Annotated in this window: 20 protein-coding genes and 1 tRNA gene; 4 read left to right on the top strand and 17 right to left on the bottom strand. The window is 52.2% G+C overall.

Annotated elements, in window-relative coordinates; translation table 11 throughout:
• Nucleotides 1–59 precede the first annotated feature (59 nt).
• Nucleotides 60–1085 (bottom strand): hypothetical protein, encoded by a 1026-nt coding sequence (locus G7K71_RS00725; protein WP_013822494.1) that lies wholly within the window; start codon nucleotides 1083–1085, stop codon nucleotides 60–62.
• Between the two features lie 308 nt (nucleotides 1086–1393).
• Here G7K71_RS00725 and G7K71_RS00720 point away from each other — a divergent pair.
• Nucleotides 1394–1469, top strand: a tRNA-Trp gene (locus G7K71_RS00720).
• 109 nt (nucleotides 1470–1578) lie between these two features.
• Here G7K71_RS00720 and G7K71_RS00715 read toward each other — a convergent pair.
• The 3 genes from G7K71_RS00715 to fusA all read right to left on the bottom strand — a co-directional run bounded on the left by G7K71_RS00715 (nucleotide 1579) and on the right by fusA (nucleotide 4536).
• Entirely contained in the window at nucleotides 1579–1992 is a 414-nt protein-coding gene (locus G7K71_RS00715; protein ID WP_013822511.1) for a type II toxin-antitoxin system HicB family antitoxin, read from the bottom strand.
• 31 nt (nucleotides 1993–2023) lie between these two features.
• Nucleotides 2024–2218, bottom strand: a complete 195-nt coding sequence (locus G7K71_RS00710) for a type II toxin-antitoxin system HicA family toxin (RefSeq protein WP_313884855.1) — start codon at nucleotides 2216–2218, stop codon at nucleotides 2024–2026.
• Between the two features lie 296 nt (nucleotides 2219–2514).
• Nucleotides 2515–4536, bottom strand: a complete 2022-nt coding sequence (gene fusA, locus G7K71_RS00705; protein ID WP_166342794.1) for an elongation factor G — start codon at nucleotides 4534–4536, stop codon at nucleotides 2515–2517.
• Between the two features lie 302 nt (nucleotides 4537–4838).
• Between fusA and spoVB the strand changes: the two genes are divergently transcribed.
• Entirely contained in the window at nucleotides 4839–6395 is a 1557-nt protein-coding gene (gene spoVB / locus G7K71_RS00700) for a stage V sporulation protein B (protein ID WP_013822514.1), read from the top strand.
• Here spoVB and surE read toward each other — a convergent pair.
• The 9 genes from surE to G7K71_RS00655 all read right to left on the bottom strand — a co-directional run bounded on the left by surE (nucleotide 6392) and on the right by G7K71_RS00655 (nucleotide 12063).
• On the bottom strand, nucleotides 6392–7159 hold the full coding sequence (surE, locus tag G7K71_RS00695) for a 5'/3'-nucleotidase SurE (protein ID WP_013822515.1): 768 nt from the start codon (nucleotides 7157–7159) through the stop codon (nucleotides 6392–6394). The genes spoVB and surE overlap by 4 nt on opposite strands.
• Nucleotides 7160–7170: 11 nt before the next feature.
• Complete coding sequence (locus G7K71_RS00690; protein WP_013822516.1) at nucleotides 7171–7347, bottom strand: YpmA family protein; 177 nt, start codon at nucleotides 7345–7347, stop codon at nucleotides 7171–7173.
• A 29-nt stretch (nucleotides 7348–7376) separates the two neighbouring features.
• Nucleotides 7377–7937, bottom strand: a complete 561-nt coding sequence (gene folE / locus G7K71_RS00685; RefSeq protein ID WP_013822517.1) for a GTP cyclohydrolase I FolE — start codon at nucleotides 7935–7937, stop codon at nucleotides 7377–7379.
• An 18-nt stretch (nucleotides 7938–7955) separates the two neighbouring features.
• Nucleotides 7956–8696, bottom strand: coding sequence for a 7-carboxy-7-deazaguanine synthase QueE (locus G7K71_RS00680; protein ID WP_013822518.1), 741 nt, complete (start codon nucleotides 8694–8696; stop codon nucleotides 7956–7958).
• Nucleotide 8697: 1 nt separating this feature from the next.
• Nucleotides 8698–9258, bottom strand: a complete 561-nt coding sequence (locus tag G7K71_RS00675) for a DUF366 family protein (protein ID WP_013822519.1) — start codon at nucleotides 9256–9258, stop codon at nucleotides 8698–8700.
• Nucleotides 9259–9263: 5 nt separating this feature from the next.
• A complete protein-coding gene (gene queC, locus G7K71_RS00670) occupies nucleotides 9264–9938 on the bottom strand; it encodes a 7-cyano-7-deazaguanine synthase QueC (protein ID WP_166342792.1) in 675 nt (224 codons plus the stop codon).
• A complete protein-coding gene (gene queD / locus G7K71_RS00665; protein WP_166342790.1) occupies nucleotides 9935–10318 on the bottom strand; it encodes a 6-carboxytetrahydropterin synthase QueD in 384 nt (127 codons plus the stop codon). Before queD ends, queC begins: the two co-directional genes overlap by 4 nt.
• 197 nt (nucleotides 10319–10515) lie before the next feature.
• Entirely contained in the window at nucleotides 10516–11676 is a 1161-nt protein-coding gene (locus G7K71_RS00660) for a tetratricopeptide repeat protein (protein ID WP_166342788.1), read from the bottom strand.
• A 174-nt stretch (nucleotides 11677–11850) separates the two neighbouring features.
• Nucleotides 11851–12063: a heavy-metal-associated domain-containing protein gene (locus G7K71_RS00655; RefSeq protein WP_207712563.1), complete on the bottom strand. Its 213-nt coding sequence runs from the start codon at nucleotides 12061–12063 to the stop codon at nucleotides 11851–11853.
• A 170-nt stretch (nucleotides 12064–12233) separates the two neighbouring features.
• Between G7K71_RS00655 and G7K71_RS18980 the strand changes: the two genes are divergently transcribed.
• Nucleotides 12234–12446: a hypothetical protein gene (locus G7K71_RS18980; RefSeq protein ID WP_207712561.1), complete on the top strand. Its 213-nt coding sequence runs from the start codon at nucleotides 12234–12236 to the stop codon at nucleotides 12444–12446.
• A gap of 31 nt (nucleotides 12447–12477) precedes the next feature.
• On the opposite strand, the gene G7K71_RS00645 is transcribed toward G7K71_RS18980, so the two are convergent.
• Nucleotides 12478–13068, bottom strand: coding sequence for a TatD family nuclease-associated radical SAM protein (locus G7K71_RS00645; protein ID WP_313884853.1), 591 nt, complete (start codon nucleotides 13066–13068; stop codon nucleotides 12478–12480).
• Nucleotides 13069–13164: 96 nt separating this feature from the next.
• Here G7K71_RS00645 and G7K71_RS00640 point away from each other — a divergent pair, with 96 nt between their 5' ends.
• Complete coding sequence (locus G7K71_RS00640) at nucleotides 13165–13560, top strand: TIGR04086 family membrane protein (protein ID WP_166342784.1); 396 nt, start codon at nucleotides 13165–13167, stop codon at nucleotides 13558–13560.
• A 412-nt stretch (nucleotides 13561–13972) separates the two neighbouring features.
• Here G7K71_RS00640 and G7K71_RS00635 read toward each other — a convergent pair whose 3' ends face one another.
• The 3 genes from G7K71_RS00635 to G7K71_RS00625 are packed head-to-tail and all read right to left on the bottom strand — an operon-like array spanning nucleotide 13973 to nucleotide 16764.
• A complete protein-coding gene (locus G7K71_RS00635) occupies nucleotides 13973–14824 on the bottom strand; it encodes an FAD/NAD(P)-binding protein (protein ID WP_166342782.1) in 852 nt (283 codons plus the stop codon).
• Nucleotides 14817–15857 (bottom strand): 4Fe-4S dicluster domain-containing protein, encoded by a 1041-nt coding sequence (locus G7K71_RS00630; RefSeq protein ID WP_166342780.1) that lies wholly within the window; start codon nucleotides 15855–15857, stop codon nucleotides 14817–14819. The genes G7K71_RS00635 and G7K71_RS00630 overlap by 8 nt, the downstream gene beginning before the upstream one ends.
• 13 nt (nucleotides 15858–15870) lie before the next feature.
• Nucleotides 15871–16764: a Coenzyme F420 hydrogenase/dehydrogenase, beta subunit C-terminal domain gene (locus tag G7K71_RS00625; protein ID WP_313884852.1), complete on the bottom strand. Its 894-nt coding sequence runs from the start codon at nucleotides 16762–16764 to the stop codon at nucleotides 15871–15873.
• Nucleotides 16765–16820 lie beyond the last annotated feature (56 nt).

Raw genomic sequence — 16820 nt, 5'->3', positions numbered from 1 at the left:
ATTAAAGCCTGCCGATTGATCGGCAGGCTTTGCCTCACAAAAGTAAAGTGTTGTTTTATTCAAAAGTATGTTTTTAATTCCCGGGCCATTTCTTCAGGTACATGTAATGTCCACGGTTCATCGTGGAGCACCTGAAGATGGCTGAAGTCACTTCCCACCAGGGGATAAATGGTGTAACGTCCCACGATCCGGGCGGTGATCCAGAACCCCCGGTCCTCTTGTCGGGCAGTATAGAGGGCTGCGTTGAAACTGGCGATATTAATATAATCGTAATAGCGAATAACCTTAAGTAAACCCTCTGCCAGGTCTTGCAAATCCTGGTTTTCCACCTCTGCGATGGTTGTTTTGTGGGGCAGAATGGCCGTAACGTCACACAGGGCCCGGGGGGCGAAGGTGGCCAACCAGTGGATGTTTCCCACCCGGCCCAGGTAACGTTCACCCTTTTCCTGTTCATACTCCAGGAGATCCGCCCAAAAGTTACGGCCGTTTTTCTCCAGATAAGCCTTCCCGTGATCAATCATTTCCGCATCGTAGCGGCAGGGCTGAGGTCCGCACAAAACCTGTAAGTGGGGGTGAATTATGGAACCACCGGAATAAGGCATGTAATTCCAGTTCACAGAACCGTACCGGGCCCGCTCCGCATCGTAAGTTTCCACTAACCTGAGAAAATCCAGCGAGGCCCGGAAACTGTCAACGATAATGCCGGTTGTTAGTTCGGTCATGGACAGATAATGTTCCGGTCCCATTACTGTCACTCCGGCATAAATCTCGTAAGGTGCCAGGTTTGGCACTACCACTGCCTGACCGTAATTCAAACGGCCCCCGGGTACCATATCCTCAGGAAAACGGGGCGTGGCCTTTTCAAGGTTTTCGGGGCAAAAGGGGCAAAACTTCTGCCGTGATTCCTCCACAAAGGGCGTCCAATCGTGGCGGGGTAATTTGCGGTTGCGCAAAGGCAGAATGCGCACCCTCTGGCCGGTTAAGGGATCAAACCGTATCTCGCTGGGGGTGCTGGTTAAGGCAAACCCCTGAAAGGGGTTGTGAAATTGTGTTTCGTTTACTATTTTCCGCAACTCAATACCCATACATAAGCCCGTGCGATTTATCCCCGGCGCTAATGAAAGTCATTTTTGCATTTACCTGTCCGGGATAATCTGGTCGCTCCGGGGCACTCCCCCCTTTCGCAAAAGTTTTCAGGTTTCTTTCATTTTAGCAACAACCACCAGTCTTGTCATCCCGTATTTCGCGGGTTGATATATTTAATGGTTCCCTGGGAAAATTGGTTGACGACACTCTGGCCAGGCAACAACACCTTTTGAAATGGATTTTGAAATGGTCCTTGACGGGCCGTTGAAAATATTTTATAATAACAATGCTAAGAATAGGTGGTTGTAGGGGAGTAGCTCAATTGGTAGAGCAACGGTCTCCAAAACCGTAGGTTGCGGGTTCGAGTCCTGTCTCCCCTGCCAGCCTTATTTTTGGGGCCTTTTCCGGAACGCCGGAAAGGGCCTTTTTGCATTGAATCTGCTGTTCCTGAAGCGCCCTTCCCGACAACAACGGACTTGAGTATGGCCAGACCTATGGCTGCTTTTCGTTTATGCCCAAATACTCTTTCAGGGCATTTTGCAGTAAGTGAGAAAAATTCACATTATGTTCCCGGGCTAAATCATCAAGCCATTTAGGTATGGTCAACGTCTTCTTGACGGCCCGATGCTTCATTTCGTCGCGGAAGGGGGGCATCCAGACTTCGACGAGAACGACAACTTGATTTGGTTCCACTTTTAGTTTGTTTACAGGGCTGGGTTCGGGAATGGGATAGCTGTCCTCCTCCAACCCGTATAAGTGAAGGGCTAATGCTTCTTTAGCCATGCGAAGGGCTTCCTCATCGTTGTCGCCGCAGGTATAGCATCCGGGTAAGTCGGGGAATTCTACCGAGATACCATCGTCCGCGTAATCAAAGATGGCAGGATAGATATATCTGTCTTTGGCCATAACTAGGGCCTCCTTTCAGGAAATTACGCTATTACTTATCTAAACCTGCTTGCTTAAGGATACTCGTGACTGTTTTAGTTGGCAGGCTTTTTCTCGGGTGAGGGATAGTGACTAATCCTGGCCTTGTTGGGTGTTTGAATTGGTGGTGACTGCCGCTGACTCTGACAAGCGCCCAGCCGGATTCCTGTACCATGCGGATTAGTTCCTTGGATGAATATGTTTTCACTCACCCTCACCTCACGAGCATTATAACACGTATAAAAATACGTGTCAACAGGTAATGTAAATGACTGAATGAGCTTCGGGGCTCTTTTCTTATTGCCGTTTCGGCGGGTTCGTCAAGGTAAATCAAGCCTTTGCAAACTTAGCTAAATTATATAAAGGCGTACTCCAAAACCGTAGGTTGCGGGTTCGAGTCCTGTCTCCCCTGCCAGCCAATAAAACAGCGGCCTTCCAAATGAGGAAGGCTTTTTTAGCGTAAACTTTTTTGAGAAAAAAGTAAGGCAGGAGGTTTGCTCCTGCCTATTTTTCTGCCTCCGCTGCCGCTTTGGCCTTTTTGATGATTTCCTCGGCTAAGCGGGCGGGCACTTCTTCGTAGCTGGAGAATTTCATGCGGAAGGAACCCCGGCCCTGGGTCATGGATTTCAGGTCGATGGCGTAGCGGTACATTTCCGCCAGGGGTACCAGAGCCTTTACCCGGGAATTCTTTCCGGCCGCTTCCATGCCCAAAATGCGTCCCCGCTTGGTGTTGAAGTCGCTGATGATGTCGCCCATGAAGTTTTCAGGCACAGTGACTTCCACTTCCATGATTGGTTCAAGCAGTACCGGCTTGGCCTGTTGCTGTCCCTTCTTAAAGGCCATGGAAGCGGCAATCTTGAAGGCCAGTTCCGAGGAGTCTACCGGGTGGAAGGAACCGTCGTATAGTACCACTTTCACGCCGGTTACCGGGTAACCGGCCAGCACGCCCTCCTGCATGGCCTCCCGTACGCCCTTTTCCACTGCCGGGATGTATTGCTTGGGTACCGCTCCGCCAAAAATCTCCTCGGTAAATTCGAAGGGTGCATCGGCCAGGGGCTCCAGCCGCAGCCAGACGTGACCGTATTGACCGCGACCGCCGGTTTGCTTCTTGTGCTTGCCCTCCACCTTTACTTCGGCGCGAATGGTTTCCCGGTAGGGCACTTTCGGGGAATCCATGGTTACATCCACGCCGTATTTGCGCTTTAACCTCTCAAGCAGGATATCCAGGTGCAACTCTCCCATACCGGTGAGCAGGGTCTGCTTTGTTTCCGTGTTTTTCTCCACCCGGACGGCGGGATCTTCCTCCAGCAACTTGGACAGGGCATCACCCAGTTTATCTTCGTCGCCTTTGCTCTTGGGCTGGATGGCTACCGTCAGGGTTGGTTCGGGGAAGTTGATCCCCTCCAGCTTGACGGGACGATCCTTATCACACAGAGTGTCGCCCGTACTGGTGTCCTGCAGTTTGACCAGCACGGCGATATCGCCCGTGGGTACCTCGGTGGTGGGAGTGGAGTTTTTGCCCCGTACGTAGAGGATCTGTCCGATCTTCTCTTGTTTTTCCTTGGTGCTGTTGAGCACGACGGTATCACTCTTCAGTGTTCCGGTAAAAACGCGGATAAAGTTCATTTTGCCCACGTAGGGGTCGGCCAGTGTCTTAAAGATCAGGCCGGAGAAGGGAGCTCCTTCCTCTACCGGCGGGGCTGGGCAGTTTTTTACCAGGAAGTCCATGAGGTTGGTCACACCCATGTTTTTCGTGGCTGAGCCGCATAAAATGGGGACTACCTTGCCCGCAATAACTCCCTTTTGCAGGCCCTGTTTAATTTCCTCACTGCTTAATTCTTCCCCTTCCAGGTACTTCATCATCAGTTCATCGTCAGCTTCCACCGCCGCCTCAATCAACTTTTCCCGGTAGGAGGGAATTTCTGAGGCCAGATTGTCGGGAACGGCCACTTCCTTGGGTTTGCCATTTTCAAAAGAGTAGGCCTTTTGTTCCACCAGGTCTACAATCCCGGTAAAATCATTGGCCTGGCCGATGGGCAGTTGAATGGGGGCGAAATTGGCATTAAACTTGGCCTGCAGATCATCCAGTACTTTGTAGAAATTGGCGTTTTCCCGGTCCATTTTGTTAATGAAGATTATCCGGGATTGATTGCCCTGTTCTACCAGATCCCAGATGACTTCTGTCTGCACTTCTACCCCGTCAACGGCAGACACCACAAACAGGGCAGTCTCTACTACCCGCAGTACACCACGTACTTCCCCGATAAAATCGGAGTAGCCCGGGGTATCTAAAATGTTCAACTTGCAATTTTGCCATTCGCAAGGTACCAGGCTGGTATGAATGGTTACCTGGCGATTGATTTCCTCGGGATGGTAATCGGCGGTGGTGGTGCCATCTTCTACCCGGCCCAGTCGGGTAATGGCCCCGGTATTAAAAAGCATTGCCTCTACTAAAGAGGTCTTGCCGGCGCCGCCGTGGGCTACCACGCCAATGTTACGGATTTGAGAAGTCTGGTAGTTTTTCAAAATCCCTTACCTCCTTTTTTTGTAAATAATGGTTTCCCCCAGGTCTGCATTATATACTCTATCGCAGCCAGAACTGGGCATATCTGGATTAGGCAACAAAAAACAGCCCCACCACGGGTGCCCTTTTATGCAACGCCTTTTTGCTCTTTATTACGTTGCTTAAGGTCCTGTTATTCTACGCCATACTCACAAAATCCTTTGGAAATAAGAAAATTTTTTCGACAGACATTCTGGCGGGCTTGACAAGGTTGGCCACATAGGTACCTGGGTACGAACATACATATAGCAAGAGGTGGCAGAACATGTCCCGGCAATCCTTTGTCTATGGTGCTTTTATTCTCCTGCTGGCCAGCCTGTGCAATCGTCTGATCGGGTTTGTCTATCAGATTTTGATGATCCGGCTGATCCGCCCCGAGGGGGTTGGCCTTTTTAACATGGTCTACCCCATATACGTCCTGGTGCTGGTTCTGGCTACCGCCGGTATTCCGGTGGCTATTGCTAAACTGATGGCCGAAGAGGTGGCCCGGGGCAACCTGGGGGGAGCCTACCGGGTTTTCTCCATTGCCTTTTGGTGGATTGTAGCCAGCAGTCTATTCTTCACTCTGGTACTCATTCTGGGTGCACCCCTGTTGCAACAGTACGTCTTCCCCAACCCGAAAGTGTACTATTGTTTTCTTAGTTTGGTTCCGGGAATTATCATCGTATCCCTTTGCTCGGCCTTTCGCGGATTTTTCCAGGGGCTCCAGCAAATGACCCCTACGGCCGTGACCCAGGTGGTGGAACAACTGGTCCGGGTGATTGCCGGCTTGGGAATTGCCTGGTTTATGCTCCCCCGGGGAATCGAGTATGCGGCCATGGGCATTTCCCTGGGGGTGGTACTGGGGGAATTTGTCGGTTTTCTGTCCATGCTGGCCATTTACTTCAAAAAACGCCCTTCCCTTTCGCCTTTTGCCGTTTATTGTTCGGCACCGGCACTTAAGGTTACAGGCCGGATCTTCGATCTGGCCGTACCCGTGACCCTAACCCGTTTTGTTTCGACCGCCTTTTTATCGGTGGACGCCATGCTGATTCCCCGGCGCCTCCAGGTGGCAGGAATGACCTTAAATGAGGCTACCGGGGTTTACGGTCAATTTGTTGGGATTGCTGAATCCCTCCTGTTTACTCCCAGTATTGTAACCATTTCTTTAGCCACAGCTCTGGTTCCGGCCATAAGTGATGCCCTGGCGCAAAACGACCTTTCCTTGGTACGTGGCCGGACGGAAGAGGCTTTACGCCTGACCATGCTAGCCGGATTACCCGCCACCGCGGTCTTTTTCCTTTTGCCAAAGGAATTATGTCAGGCCATTTTCGGCTATGCCGACGCCGGCGTGGCTCTGGGGACCCTGGCTCTGGGAGGGCCGTTTCTTTACCTGCAGCAGACCACCACGGGAATCCTACAGGGATTGGGCCGTGCCGAAAGGCCATTGCGCAACCTGATTATTGCCGCCGCTTTTAAAGTGGCCGGCATTTACTACCTTACAGCCGTTCCCGCCCTGGGGATCAGGGGTACTGCCCTCTCCCTGTGCGCCGCCTATATGATTATGTCCCTGTTGAATTACCGGGACTTAAAGAAAATCATCGCCCTTAAGGTGGATTTTGGTTATTGCCTGGGTAAGCCGCTGGTGGCTACCGTTGGCATGGCGGTGGTTATGTGGTATGCCCGTAACTTTATGCTGGGTTCCGATGATCTATCCCGTATGGGCCTTTTGATTGTGCTTTTCCTGGGGGGTGCGACCTATTTGCTTTTGTTGTTTCTTTCCGGTGGGGTGCACAGCCATGATTTGCGACGCCTGGCCTCCTTCCTGGGCTGGCGCCGTTAAAAATGAAAAGTTATCTCCTCCCACTGCTGGCGAAGAATTTGCAGTGACTGGTAGTCGGTCAGATCAAGCTGGATGGGTGTTATGGAGATAAAATTTTGTTTTATGGCCTGCACGTCCGTGTCATCGCCGTTTTCTTCCAGGTCCAGCGGTTCTCCGGCCATCCAGTAATAAATGCGCCCGCGGGGATCAGTACGTTTATGAAAGATATTCACATACCGCCGGTTGCCCAGGCGGGTAAAGCGTATGCCCCGTGGCTCAGCCGCCGGTACATTAATATTTAATAATGTCCCGCGGGGCAGACCCTTTTGCATGGTCAGGTTGACCACCTTCCGGGCTACTTCCGCAGCCGTGGTAAAATCATGGCTGCCATAGCTGGTTAAGGAAATGGCCAGGGCCGGAAAACCATTGATAGTTCCTTCGATGGCTGCGGAAACCGTTCCGGAATAAAGGACATCGGTGCCCAAATTAGGTCCCTGGTTAATGCCAGCGACCACCACGGCCGGGGGATTGGGCAACAGATCCTCCACGGCCAGCTTAACACAATCGGCCGGTGTTCCATCCACGGCCCAAGCCATGGCCTTAATGCCTGGAATACTAATCGTTTCCAGGCGCAGGGGGCGGTGAACGGTAATCCCGTGGCCGGTAGCGCTGCGTTCCCGGTCCGGGGCCACGATATAAAGATCGCCAAGTTCCTGCAGGCTTTCGGCCAGGGCTTTTAAACCGGGGGCGTGGATGCCGTCATCATTGCTGAGCAAAACAATCATAGTACCCTCCACTATATTTCATAAATTGAAATAATCATTTTGCCCTTCTCGGGATCTTTGGTTAAACCAAACATTATTTTCTTATGCTTCAGGTTTTTATTTAGGAAATCAATTACCTTGTACATTTCCGAATAGGGAGCAAAACTTTTAGTAGCTATTAACTCCAGCTTGCCTTCTTTTTCCTTCATCGGTTTTGACCTCCAAATGCATTGGTTAGCTAGTCCTTAATGAGGGCCAGGGCTTCTGCCCTTGTGGCCTCGCTTCTTTGAAAAGAACCACGAACTGCCGAGGTAATGGTTTTTGAGCCAGGCTTACGGATTCCCCGCAGAGTCATGCACATGTGCTCCGCCTCAATTACAACCAGCACACCTTGCGGATTTAGCCGGCGCATAATGCTGTCGGCGATCTGGGTGGTCAGGCGCTCTTGTAATTGGGGGCGTTTGGCAAATCCCTCCACCACCCGTGCCAGCTTGGAAAGCCCCGTTACTTTACCCCGCCTGGGTATATAGGCTACATGGGCCTTGCCAAAGAAGGGTAACAGGTGATGCTCGCACATAGAATATATGGGGATGTCCTTCACCAGGATCATTTCTTCATGTTCCTCGGTAAATATTTTTTCTAAGTGTAATTCCGGATCTTCCCATAAACCACAAAAAATTTCTTTGTACATTCTGGCTACCCGGGCCGGCGTTTCCCTTAGTCCCTCCCGGTCAGGGTCCTCGCCGATGGCTTCTAAAATCATGCGTACCGCTTTTTCAATCTTTTCGGTATCAATCATTACCTCTCCCTCCTAACATTACAAGTGACCCAAAAATTTATGCGTCTGGGGGATGACCCTGACGTCGGTTAGTCTTTCCAGAGCCCGGGATTGCCAGGTGATTACTTTTTCCGGGTTTACCCTGGTTTTACCTTCAGGGGTTGTCACCGGCTGGATCACCAGGGGGATATCCCCCACGCTGCAGATCAAGTCCAGGGCCCTTTCTATTTCTTCCGGTTTGCTGTCTTCATCCACTACCAGCTTCACGAATACATGTTTCCCGCGGGCCAGCTTTAGAAATGCCCTGTGTTCCTGCCAGCAGGGGTTTATGTTGGCAGTTCCCGGTAATTTGATATCCATGGCGATAATGTCCACCAGGGGAAGTATCCTTTCCAAACTATCCGGTAAAGTGCCGTTGGTTTCCAGATAAATACCCTGCCGGGTTCCCTTAAGGAGGGGAATGAGCTCCAAAAGAAAGGATGTGTGGAGTAGCGGTTCTCCCCCCGTCAGACTGATGGAGTGATGGGCGGCCGGCTCTAGTTTCCTGATCATCAAGGCTACCTCTTGGGCGGTGAGGGGGTTGGGCAACAGAAGAAATTCTCGGCTGCCCGGCCGGGCTTCCCAGCGGCAGTAGTGGGGTATACCCCGGGGCGTGTCGCAATAGCTACAGGCCAGGTTACAGCCGGCGAAGCGCAAAAAAATTTGCCGGCAACCCACCCAGATACCCTCGCCCTGGATGGAGGAGAAAATTTCCACCAGGGGGGCAACCGGGGGGGACACCCTAACCCACCCCCCTTACTTTACATCTGGAGCGTTGCACGCTCTGCATTTCGTCTGCGTAGGCCCGGCCAATTTCCCCGGCCAGATCCGGGATTTGTGCCACCGGCCAACCCAGTTCCACCAAGCCGGCTGCCGGTACCGGTGTATTTTCCGCCGTTATATTTAAGGCCGTATGGATCATGGTGGATACGGGTGTGGTAGTGGCAATGGAAATAGAAAGTTTACGGTCCTGGTAATATAAATCATCTCCGCATCGTTGTAACCCGTGCCCCTTTTGCTCCAGTATTTCCCTGATGATGGCTACCAGGAGGCGCTGTCGTAGGACTGTTCTTTCTAAATCGTGATCAAAGTGTTCCACGATGAAATGCAACATATCATCGCCGTAAATGGGTGACTGTGCCCGTACATCCTCCAGATCAACCATGTGCTCGAATTGAACGCGGCAGGGCCCCCTGAAGGCCACAATGCTGTCCCCTAACAGGCCAAAGGAACGGTAGGCCCAAAGGGATGAAAGTTGTGTACCGTCGTACAGGATGGTCTGGGGGGCAAAATAAACGTGCATGGATTTCACCTCCGGATCCAATCCTCAAGCCCTGCGGCGGCCATGGCCCGGCAGAGTCGCCGGCAACTTTCACAGCGCCCGCACATGGTCTGTCCACCATAGTAACAGCTCCAAATCAGGTGCCACGGTACTCCCAGGCGTTGCCCCAGGCGCACTATTTCCGCTTTATTTAGTCTGGCGGTGTAGCTGACCACGCGCACACCGCTGGCCGTGGAATAGGCCAGGGAGCTGTTGATGGCCTCTAAAAAATCAAAGCTGTTATCAGGAAAAGTAGCTGCTTCTTCGCGGTTAAAACCGGTTACTACCTGCTCACAGCCCAGAGCTTCCGCAAAGCACGCGGCAATATTAATGAACAGGCCGTTGCGATTGGGTACCCATACTGCGGCCGCCGTAGCTGTAGCCTGTTGGGGGTCGTCTAAAAATTCTTCCGCAGGTTCCGGTATGGTTTCCTTCCTGTTCACCAGGGAGGTAGTGGTAACCTCACCCAGGAAGGGCAACTGGATCACCCGGTGGGCTAGTTTATAATAGGCAGCCAGGGCGCTGGCAGCCGCAATTTCCCTTACGGCCGCCCGCTGGCCGTAATCCATGGTCAGGCAGAGCTCTACCTGGCCTTCGCGTAAGGCCTGGGCCATGGAAACGGTGGAATCCAGGCCACCGGAAAGCAAAACGATACTTTTCACGGTCTGATATCCTCCCGGTAGCTGGCACAGACATCGGGGGATTCCCAAACCCGTACCTCGCCCATGGTTAAATCGGAGGGCAGCAGCGACTTCAGTTTATAATAAATGTATCTGGCCAGGTTTTCCGCGGTGGGGTTAAAATTAGGCTCACTAAACGGGCGCAAATCATTTAAATAGCTATGATCCAGTTCTCCTACGATCTGGCCTACCAGTTCCTTTAAAGCTCGAAAGTCAATGAGCATACCGCAGGAGTCCAGTTTCTCTCCCCCCACCGAAACCTCTATGGTCCAGGTGTGTCCGTGCAGTCGGGCACATTGACCCTGGTAATTGACCAGGCGGTGGGCGGCTGCAAAGCGCTTAATTACAGTTAACCGGTACATATGTTTAATTCCTCCACCGAGTAGTATAACTCAACCACCTGGATTTTAACTATTTCGCCACCCTTCCCGAACGTCCTTCTAGTTCCGACGGGACGATGACAAAAAAGAAACGCAGCAGCGAAAACAAAGACGGCGGTCATCCCTGGACGATGCAGGAAAGCCGCCGTAACAGCAAAGGAAGTTATATTTAATTATATTCAACTGCCTGCAAATTTTTTGCTCGACAGGCTCAAAGCCCGGTTGTAACATTCCACGGCTTCCGAGGTGCGACCCATCTCGTTGAGCACGTTTCCCCGCATACCCCATGTTTCCAGACAGCCGGGTTTTCTGGCCAGTATCTGGTCACATATGGCTATGGCTTCGTCATAGCGTTTCAACTTTACCAGACATGCAGCCTTGTTCAGAAGGATCGTTTGGTTATCCGGATCCACGGCTAGAGCCCGGTCGTAGAACTGGAGGGCTTCCCCGTACCTGCCCATTTCATCCAGGCACAAGGCATAGTTGTTCAAGGTTGTGGTGTCATGGGAACTACAACGGAGGGCGTTTTCATAACAGGAAAGGGCTTTTTGATATAACTGGGCCCGGTGGTAGCAGGAGGCCAGATTTGACAGGATGGCCGCATCTCCAGGACACATTTCTTTGGCCAGTTCATAACAGGCAATAGCCTCCTCATATCGCCCTAAATGGGACAGGCTGTATCCCTTGTTGTTCATTACTTCTACGTTATTCAATCCCCCGGCTTGCGCCCGCTGGTAATATTCCAGGGCCTCTTCGTGCCGGCCCAGCTTGCTGGCCGCCAGCCCCATATTCAGGTATAGTTCAGGACTGGCTCCCTGACAAAGCTGAACCTGCCGGAACACGGCCAGAGCCTGTTCGGCCCTCCCTATTTCCAGTAGTTGCACGCCTATTTCATCCAGTGGCGGTGTGTCGGGTTGTCTCTGGAAAATACATCCAAATCGGCCTAAAAAACGGGGCAGGTAATTCTTTCTCTCTTTGACGGGAGGAACAGGATTTTTCTCCTTTTCTTCCAGGGAGTAAGTACCGGTCTTTTGTATCAACCGGGAAGCATTAAAAGCCCGTTGGTTGGTCCGTTTAAGCCAGTACAAGAGGCTGGTTTTACCCTGTTCGCCGGTCACTTTTTTCCAGTGAAGGATTGCCCGGTCCAGGCGGCCCCGTTTCAGGCACAGCCTGGTTGCATGCAGGTGGAGCGTTACTTGTCTGGGTTCAAGCCGCATGGCCCGATCAATCCAGCGCAGGGCCTGTTCGTTGGCCCCCAGGGCTTCCAGGATGCGGGCCCCTACTTGCCACAAAACGGCCAAGGTACTCTGGCGCTTCAGTGCAGGTAGCGGGTTCCACATCTGAATCGCTCCTTCTTCCGATATCTGTTAACTCCCATTTCTTTCTGGCCCCTGGTTTTTCCTGCTAATAATTGTAACTTTATTCCATCAAATATTCTCTTCTTACGACAGGATGTTCAAACAGAAAAACCGGAGGTAACAATGTGTTGCCTCCGGATACTGGCAAAATTAAAGCTATGGAAGTACCTGATAGCCCGCCCTTTCAACTGCCCTGGTCAGTTCCTCCATGGTTACCTTGGGATTGTGGGTAACTGTGGCCATTTTGTTGTTCAGATCAACTAAAACGTCCCTTACTCCGTCAATTTGCTTTAAAGCCCTTTCCACTGCAGCCTTGCAATGGTTGCAGGACATCCCTTCAATCTTTAGCCATGTCGTTTGTGTCGTCAAAGGATTTTGCACCCCCTTCCTTTACCAGATAGCCGTTTTTTTATTATCCCCCGGATTGTATTCGTATAAGAACAGGAACAGCCGGTGATATATAAAATCGGTACTATGCGTCGGGACTTAAGGATTGAGACGACGGGAAACGACCGCTTTTTTTAAAGGAGGAACAAGTGGTGACGGAAAAGGAAAAAAAGCAACCTTTTACTAAAGGCGATGCCTTTATCCCGGAGGCCACCGGTTCGGCCACTATGGTTAACCTCGATGGTCAGTGGGAACACAATTTTGTTGATGATCCCACTCCCCCGGTTCTTCTTCCGAAGGAAAGCCTGCAGAAAGGGCGGGTGGTGATACGCCAGGCAAAAAAAGACCCTCGTACGGGCGTCTGACCTAAAGCCAGGGGCGCTGGGATGCTTTGGCTCATGCCTGTTTGAGCGTACCGGAAAACCGCCGCAACCGGAATTCTGTTCCCAGCTTGCGGGCAATTTCCCGGCACTTTTCCACGTCCACGCCTGGCCATTCCACAACCGAAAGGACCACCCTGGGAATTTGTCCAACGCAACAGCGGGCAAAATCTAACACGGCCTGGTAGGCTTTCTCCCCATATATAGGCTGGCAAATTTCCAGGTAGCGGTCGGCTGACTGCGCGTTTAAGCTGATACAAATGGCATCTACCAGGTCTTTTAATTCCAGGACCACGTTTCTTTTATAGACTAGATTCGCCTGCCCGTTAGTGTTAATTCTGATTTGCGCCCCCCTTTTTTTTAGCTGCTCTGCCACTTCCCTGACCACTTCCAAACGCATTAGCGGTTCCCCATAACCACAAAAAACTATTTCCCGGTAGCAGGTGGGGTCTTGCACGGCGGCAAGCACCTCTTCCGGGGATGGTTCCTGTTTGAGCCAGAGATCATAGCCAATACCCTCGGAGGTGCGGCGGATGCAAAAGAGGCAGTTGTTTGTACACCGGTTGGTGATATTGAGATATAAATTTTGCCCCAGTGGATAAGCCACAACTTGTCCTGCCATTTTCCTCTCCCGACCAAAATTAGTCATATTATCCACGGTCACCTACTATAGATGGAAAATAAAAAACGGAGGTGATCAACCTTGCTCAACCAGGAAACTCCCGGTTCCTTTAGCCTCTGGGAAGTGTTGCGGGGGACTCTTTTAGGACTGGCAATATCCTTTCTTGGTAGCGCTTTAATAGGTGCGGGTTATTATTTTACCAGCCTCTCTGAAAGCAGCCTGCCCTGGTTTGCCGCAGGTCTATTTTTCTTCAGTGTGCTGGTGGGAGCCTGCTCCGCTGCGAGCCGGGCCGGGAACCGGGGTTTGTTTCACGGTTTAGGGGTGGCCGTATTATTTTTCCTCGTTTCCTGGCTGCTTGCCACCACCGTACTCCCCTCCCAGGTCATGCCCGTTTCCCTGCTCCAAAAATTGATCCTGGCCCTCGTGGCTGGTGCCCTGGGAGGCATACTGGGGGTAGGCTTCAGCGATCAAGGTTAACTCTTTTAACTTCTACGGGATTAGTACGAAATCCTTTTCTAGCGCAGCAACAGGGTTATGCCCAGCAATATCCCTCCCGCACTTAAAAGAAACAGCCCCACATAAATGCGCCAACGTGACGTCTTTGTCATCCTGATCACCCCGGGAAAAGGACCTGCAATATTATATGTGGTGAAAAAGACACCGGTCTTTGAAAGACGGTGTCTTTTCATTCTTCCGAAGACTGCCACTCAATACCTTGAGCGGCACTTCACCCCGTTCTTGCAGGGAGCCGGACGACCGCCCGCCCTTAGCCATAACGGGGTTTTTACAGTAAAGGGCCAATTTTCCCCGGTGTACCAGGCCATTGGCTGCCCGCTTTGAAGAGGCCATTTCGTTGGCTGTTCAGGGGCTGGGGCCTTGTTAGCGCATGTTAAAATTCCGGCGGTAACTGTTTTAGCTGGCTCAAGTAAAATACGGGCCCGTCCAGGCACACGTACTTGCTGCCGATGTTGCAACGGCCGCATTTACCAATGCCGCACTTCATCTTCAGTTCCAGGGTGGTGATCACCTGGTCGTCGGAAAAACCCATCTTTTCCAGGGCCTGCAGCACGAACTTGATCATGATGGGCGGGCCACAGGTAATGGCATACTTGTTTTCCGGGGAGGGATTGATTTCCTCAAGGTAGGCCGGGACAAACCCTACATGCCCCTCCCAGCCCGGCTCGGTCCGGTCAATGGTGGTGTAGACGGTAGTGCCCGGCATTTGGGGCCAGCGATCCAGGATGTCGTATTTAAAACAAAGGTCGTCCATAGACCGGGCACCGTAGATAATATCTACCTTTCCGTAGTCCCCCCTGTTTTCCTCGGCCAGCACGAAATCAATGAGTGCCCTCAGGGGAGCCAGGCCAATACCACCGCCAATGAACAAAAGATCCTTGCCCTTCATTACCTCGTACGGAAAGTGGTTGCCGTAAGGACCGCGGATACCCACCTTGTTGCCCGGTTCCAGGCGATGCAGGGCACTGGTCAGCATGCCCACCTTTTTCACGCTAAACTCCAGGATGCCCTTCCTGGTGGGTGAGGAAGTAATGGAAATGGTAGCCTCCCCCACACCAAACACTGAAAGCTGGGCCACCTGGCCCGGCTTTTGCCGGAAGCTTTCCATTACCTCCGGGTCATCGAACACCATCTGGAAGGTTTTCACGTCCGGGGTTTCATCGATAATTTTCACGATGGTGGCTGGATAAGGCTTTAAAGGGTTGCGACAGTGGCAGTTACTCATGCCGGGCCACCTCCTGCAGGTCGGCAATGATCTGGCGGACGTCAATATTTACCGGACACCTGGTGACGCAGCGGCCACAACCAACACATCCGTCCAGGTTGTAACGGTCCCGGTGGTATTTCAGTTTGTGCAGAAAACGGTTGCGTACCCGTTCCTTTTGGGTGGGCCGGGGGTTGTGTCCGCCGGCCATACGGGTAAAGTGGCTGAACATGCAGGAATCCCAGCAGCGCGACCGTACTCCCGACTCCCCATCCGTACTTTGGTCGAAGATATCGAAGCAGTGACAGGTCGGGCAGATATAGGTACAGATACCACAGCCCAGGCAGCGGCGGGCAAGCTCGCCCCAGTAAGGTAATTCAAAGTGTTGATCCAGGAATTCTTTTACGCCGGTAGTGTCCACATTACGGGTAAACTGCTGCGCTAATTTTTTGCCCAGTTCCTCGCGAGCCGGAATTACCCGGTTTTCCCGGTCAGCGTCAAAGTACTGTTGGTACCTATTGACCAGTTCCTCTCCCCGGGGGGTTAGCACCTCGATGCCGTAACCATCGTCCATGTCTGTTAATAAAAGGTCGGCTCCTTCCCCGTCGGTGGGACCTCCTCCCATGGAAGTACAAAAGCAGTGGCGTTCCACCCGGGTACAGGATAGGCCTACCAGAATGGTATCCTGGCGGCGCTTCTGGTAATAGCAGTCCTGGTAGGCACCATTAAAAACCGGATCTAGAGCCAGGATCCCTTTAATATCGCAGGGGCGAAGGCCAAACAGTACGGCCGGTCCGGGAGTTTGCGCGTCCGCGAGGGTAATCTGACCATCGCCGGTGGAAAAGAAAAACATTTCTTCCGTCTGGGGGAAAAGCCAGCCCTTTGGGGATACCGTGCTGTTGGTATAACCCAGGTTTATCTCGGCAAAGCCCCTTACGGGTTTAAATAAAGAAACGGTCTCTTCTTCCCTGACGGGAGCGATTAAGGTATAATCCCTGGCCAGGGTATCGAGCCAGGCCCTTAAATTATCCCTGCTAATGGTGTATGCTTCCATCGGGTGTCCCCCTCTACATAAATTCATCGGGATCGGAATTGGTAAATGCCCCTAAGGGCGGCAGTTCTTCCAGACTGGTACCCGGAGTGGGGACGTTGAACAGGTCCTTAATGTCTTTTAATATCTTCCGGTTGAGGAGCGAAAGGGGTATATTTACCGGGCATACCCGGTCGCACTCACCACAATCCACGCATCGTCCGGCCACGTGAAAGGCCCGGATGATGTGAAAAGCAGTATTCTCCGAGAGGTTATTGGCTTTAGCCACCCAGCAGGGTTCCGCCTGGTCAAAGACACATTCCCGGCAGGTGCAAGCCGGGCAAACATTGCGGCAGGCATAACACCGCAGGCACCGGCTGAACTGCTTATCCCAGTATGCGCTTCTTTCTTCTACCGGTAGTTCTTCCAGCGTTTTTACTGCGACAAAGGGATCCCCCGGATCGTTAGGCGGTATTTCTTCCCCGAGCATAAAATCGGCAATTACCGGGGTGTGTTGTTCGCAGTCCCGGCACTTCCCGAGCAGGGCCTCGTCCCGGGTAAAAGTGAAAGTTCCCTCCCCTGTCTGCAAAGAAAAGTCTTGCTCACTGACGGCTGCAGCCGTAATTTGTGCTCCCGGGTCAAGGCGGGCTGCCACCAGATCCGGGTTGATCAGACCCGGGCAGGGTATGCCCAGGATGATCACCTTTTCCCGGGTGATCTGGTTATCCTGCAGCAGGCGAATGATGGCCCTGGAATCACAGCCTTTGACTACCACCGCCACTTTCCCCGGTTCATGACGGTAATCCAGCAGGTATTTAGCCAGATTATTGATACAGAGGGGATTCCAGACCAGCCGGTCCACCTCATCTTCCCGGCTGATGAAGGCGGGAACTACCCGGCTTACTTCACTGCCCGGGGCATAACCGATCACCAGGTTGGCCTCCCCACCTGCTAACAATTTCCGGGCTGTCTCCCTCAAATTTTCTT

It is taken from the genome of Desulfofundulus sp. TPOSR (assembly GCF_011393055.1).
GTDB classification, from domain to species: Bacteria; Bacillota; Desulfotomaculia; order Desulfotomaculales; family Desulfovirgulaceae; genus Desulfofundulus; species Desulfofundulus kuznetsovii.
This window is presented reverse-complemented; position numbering and strand designations above follow the sequence as displayed.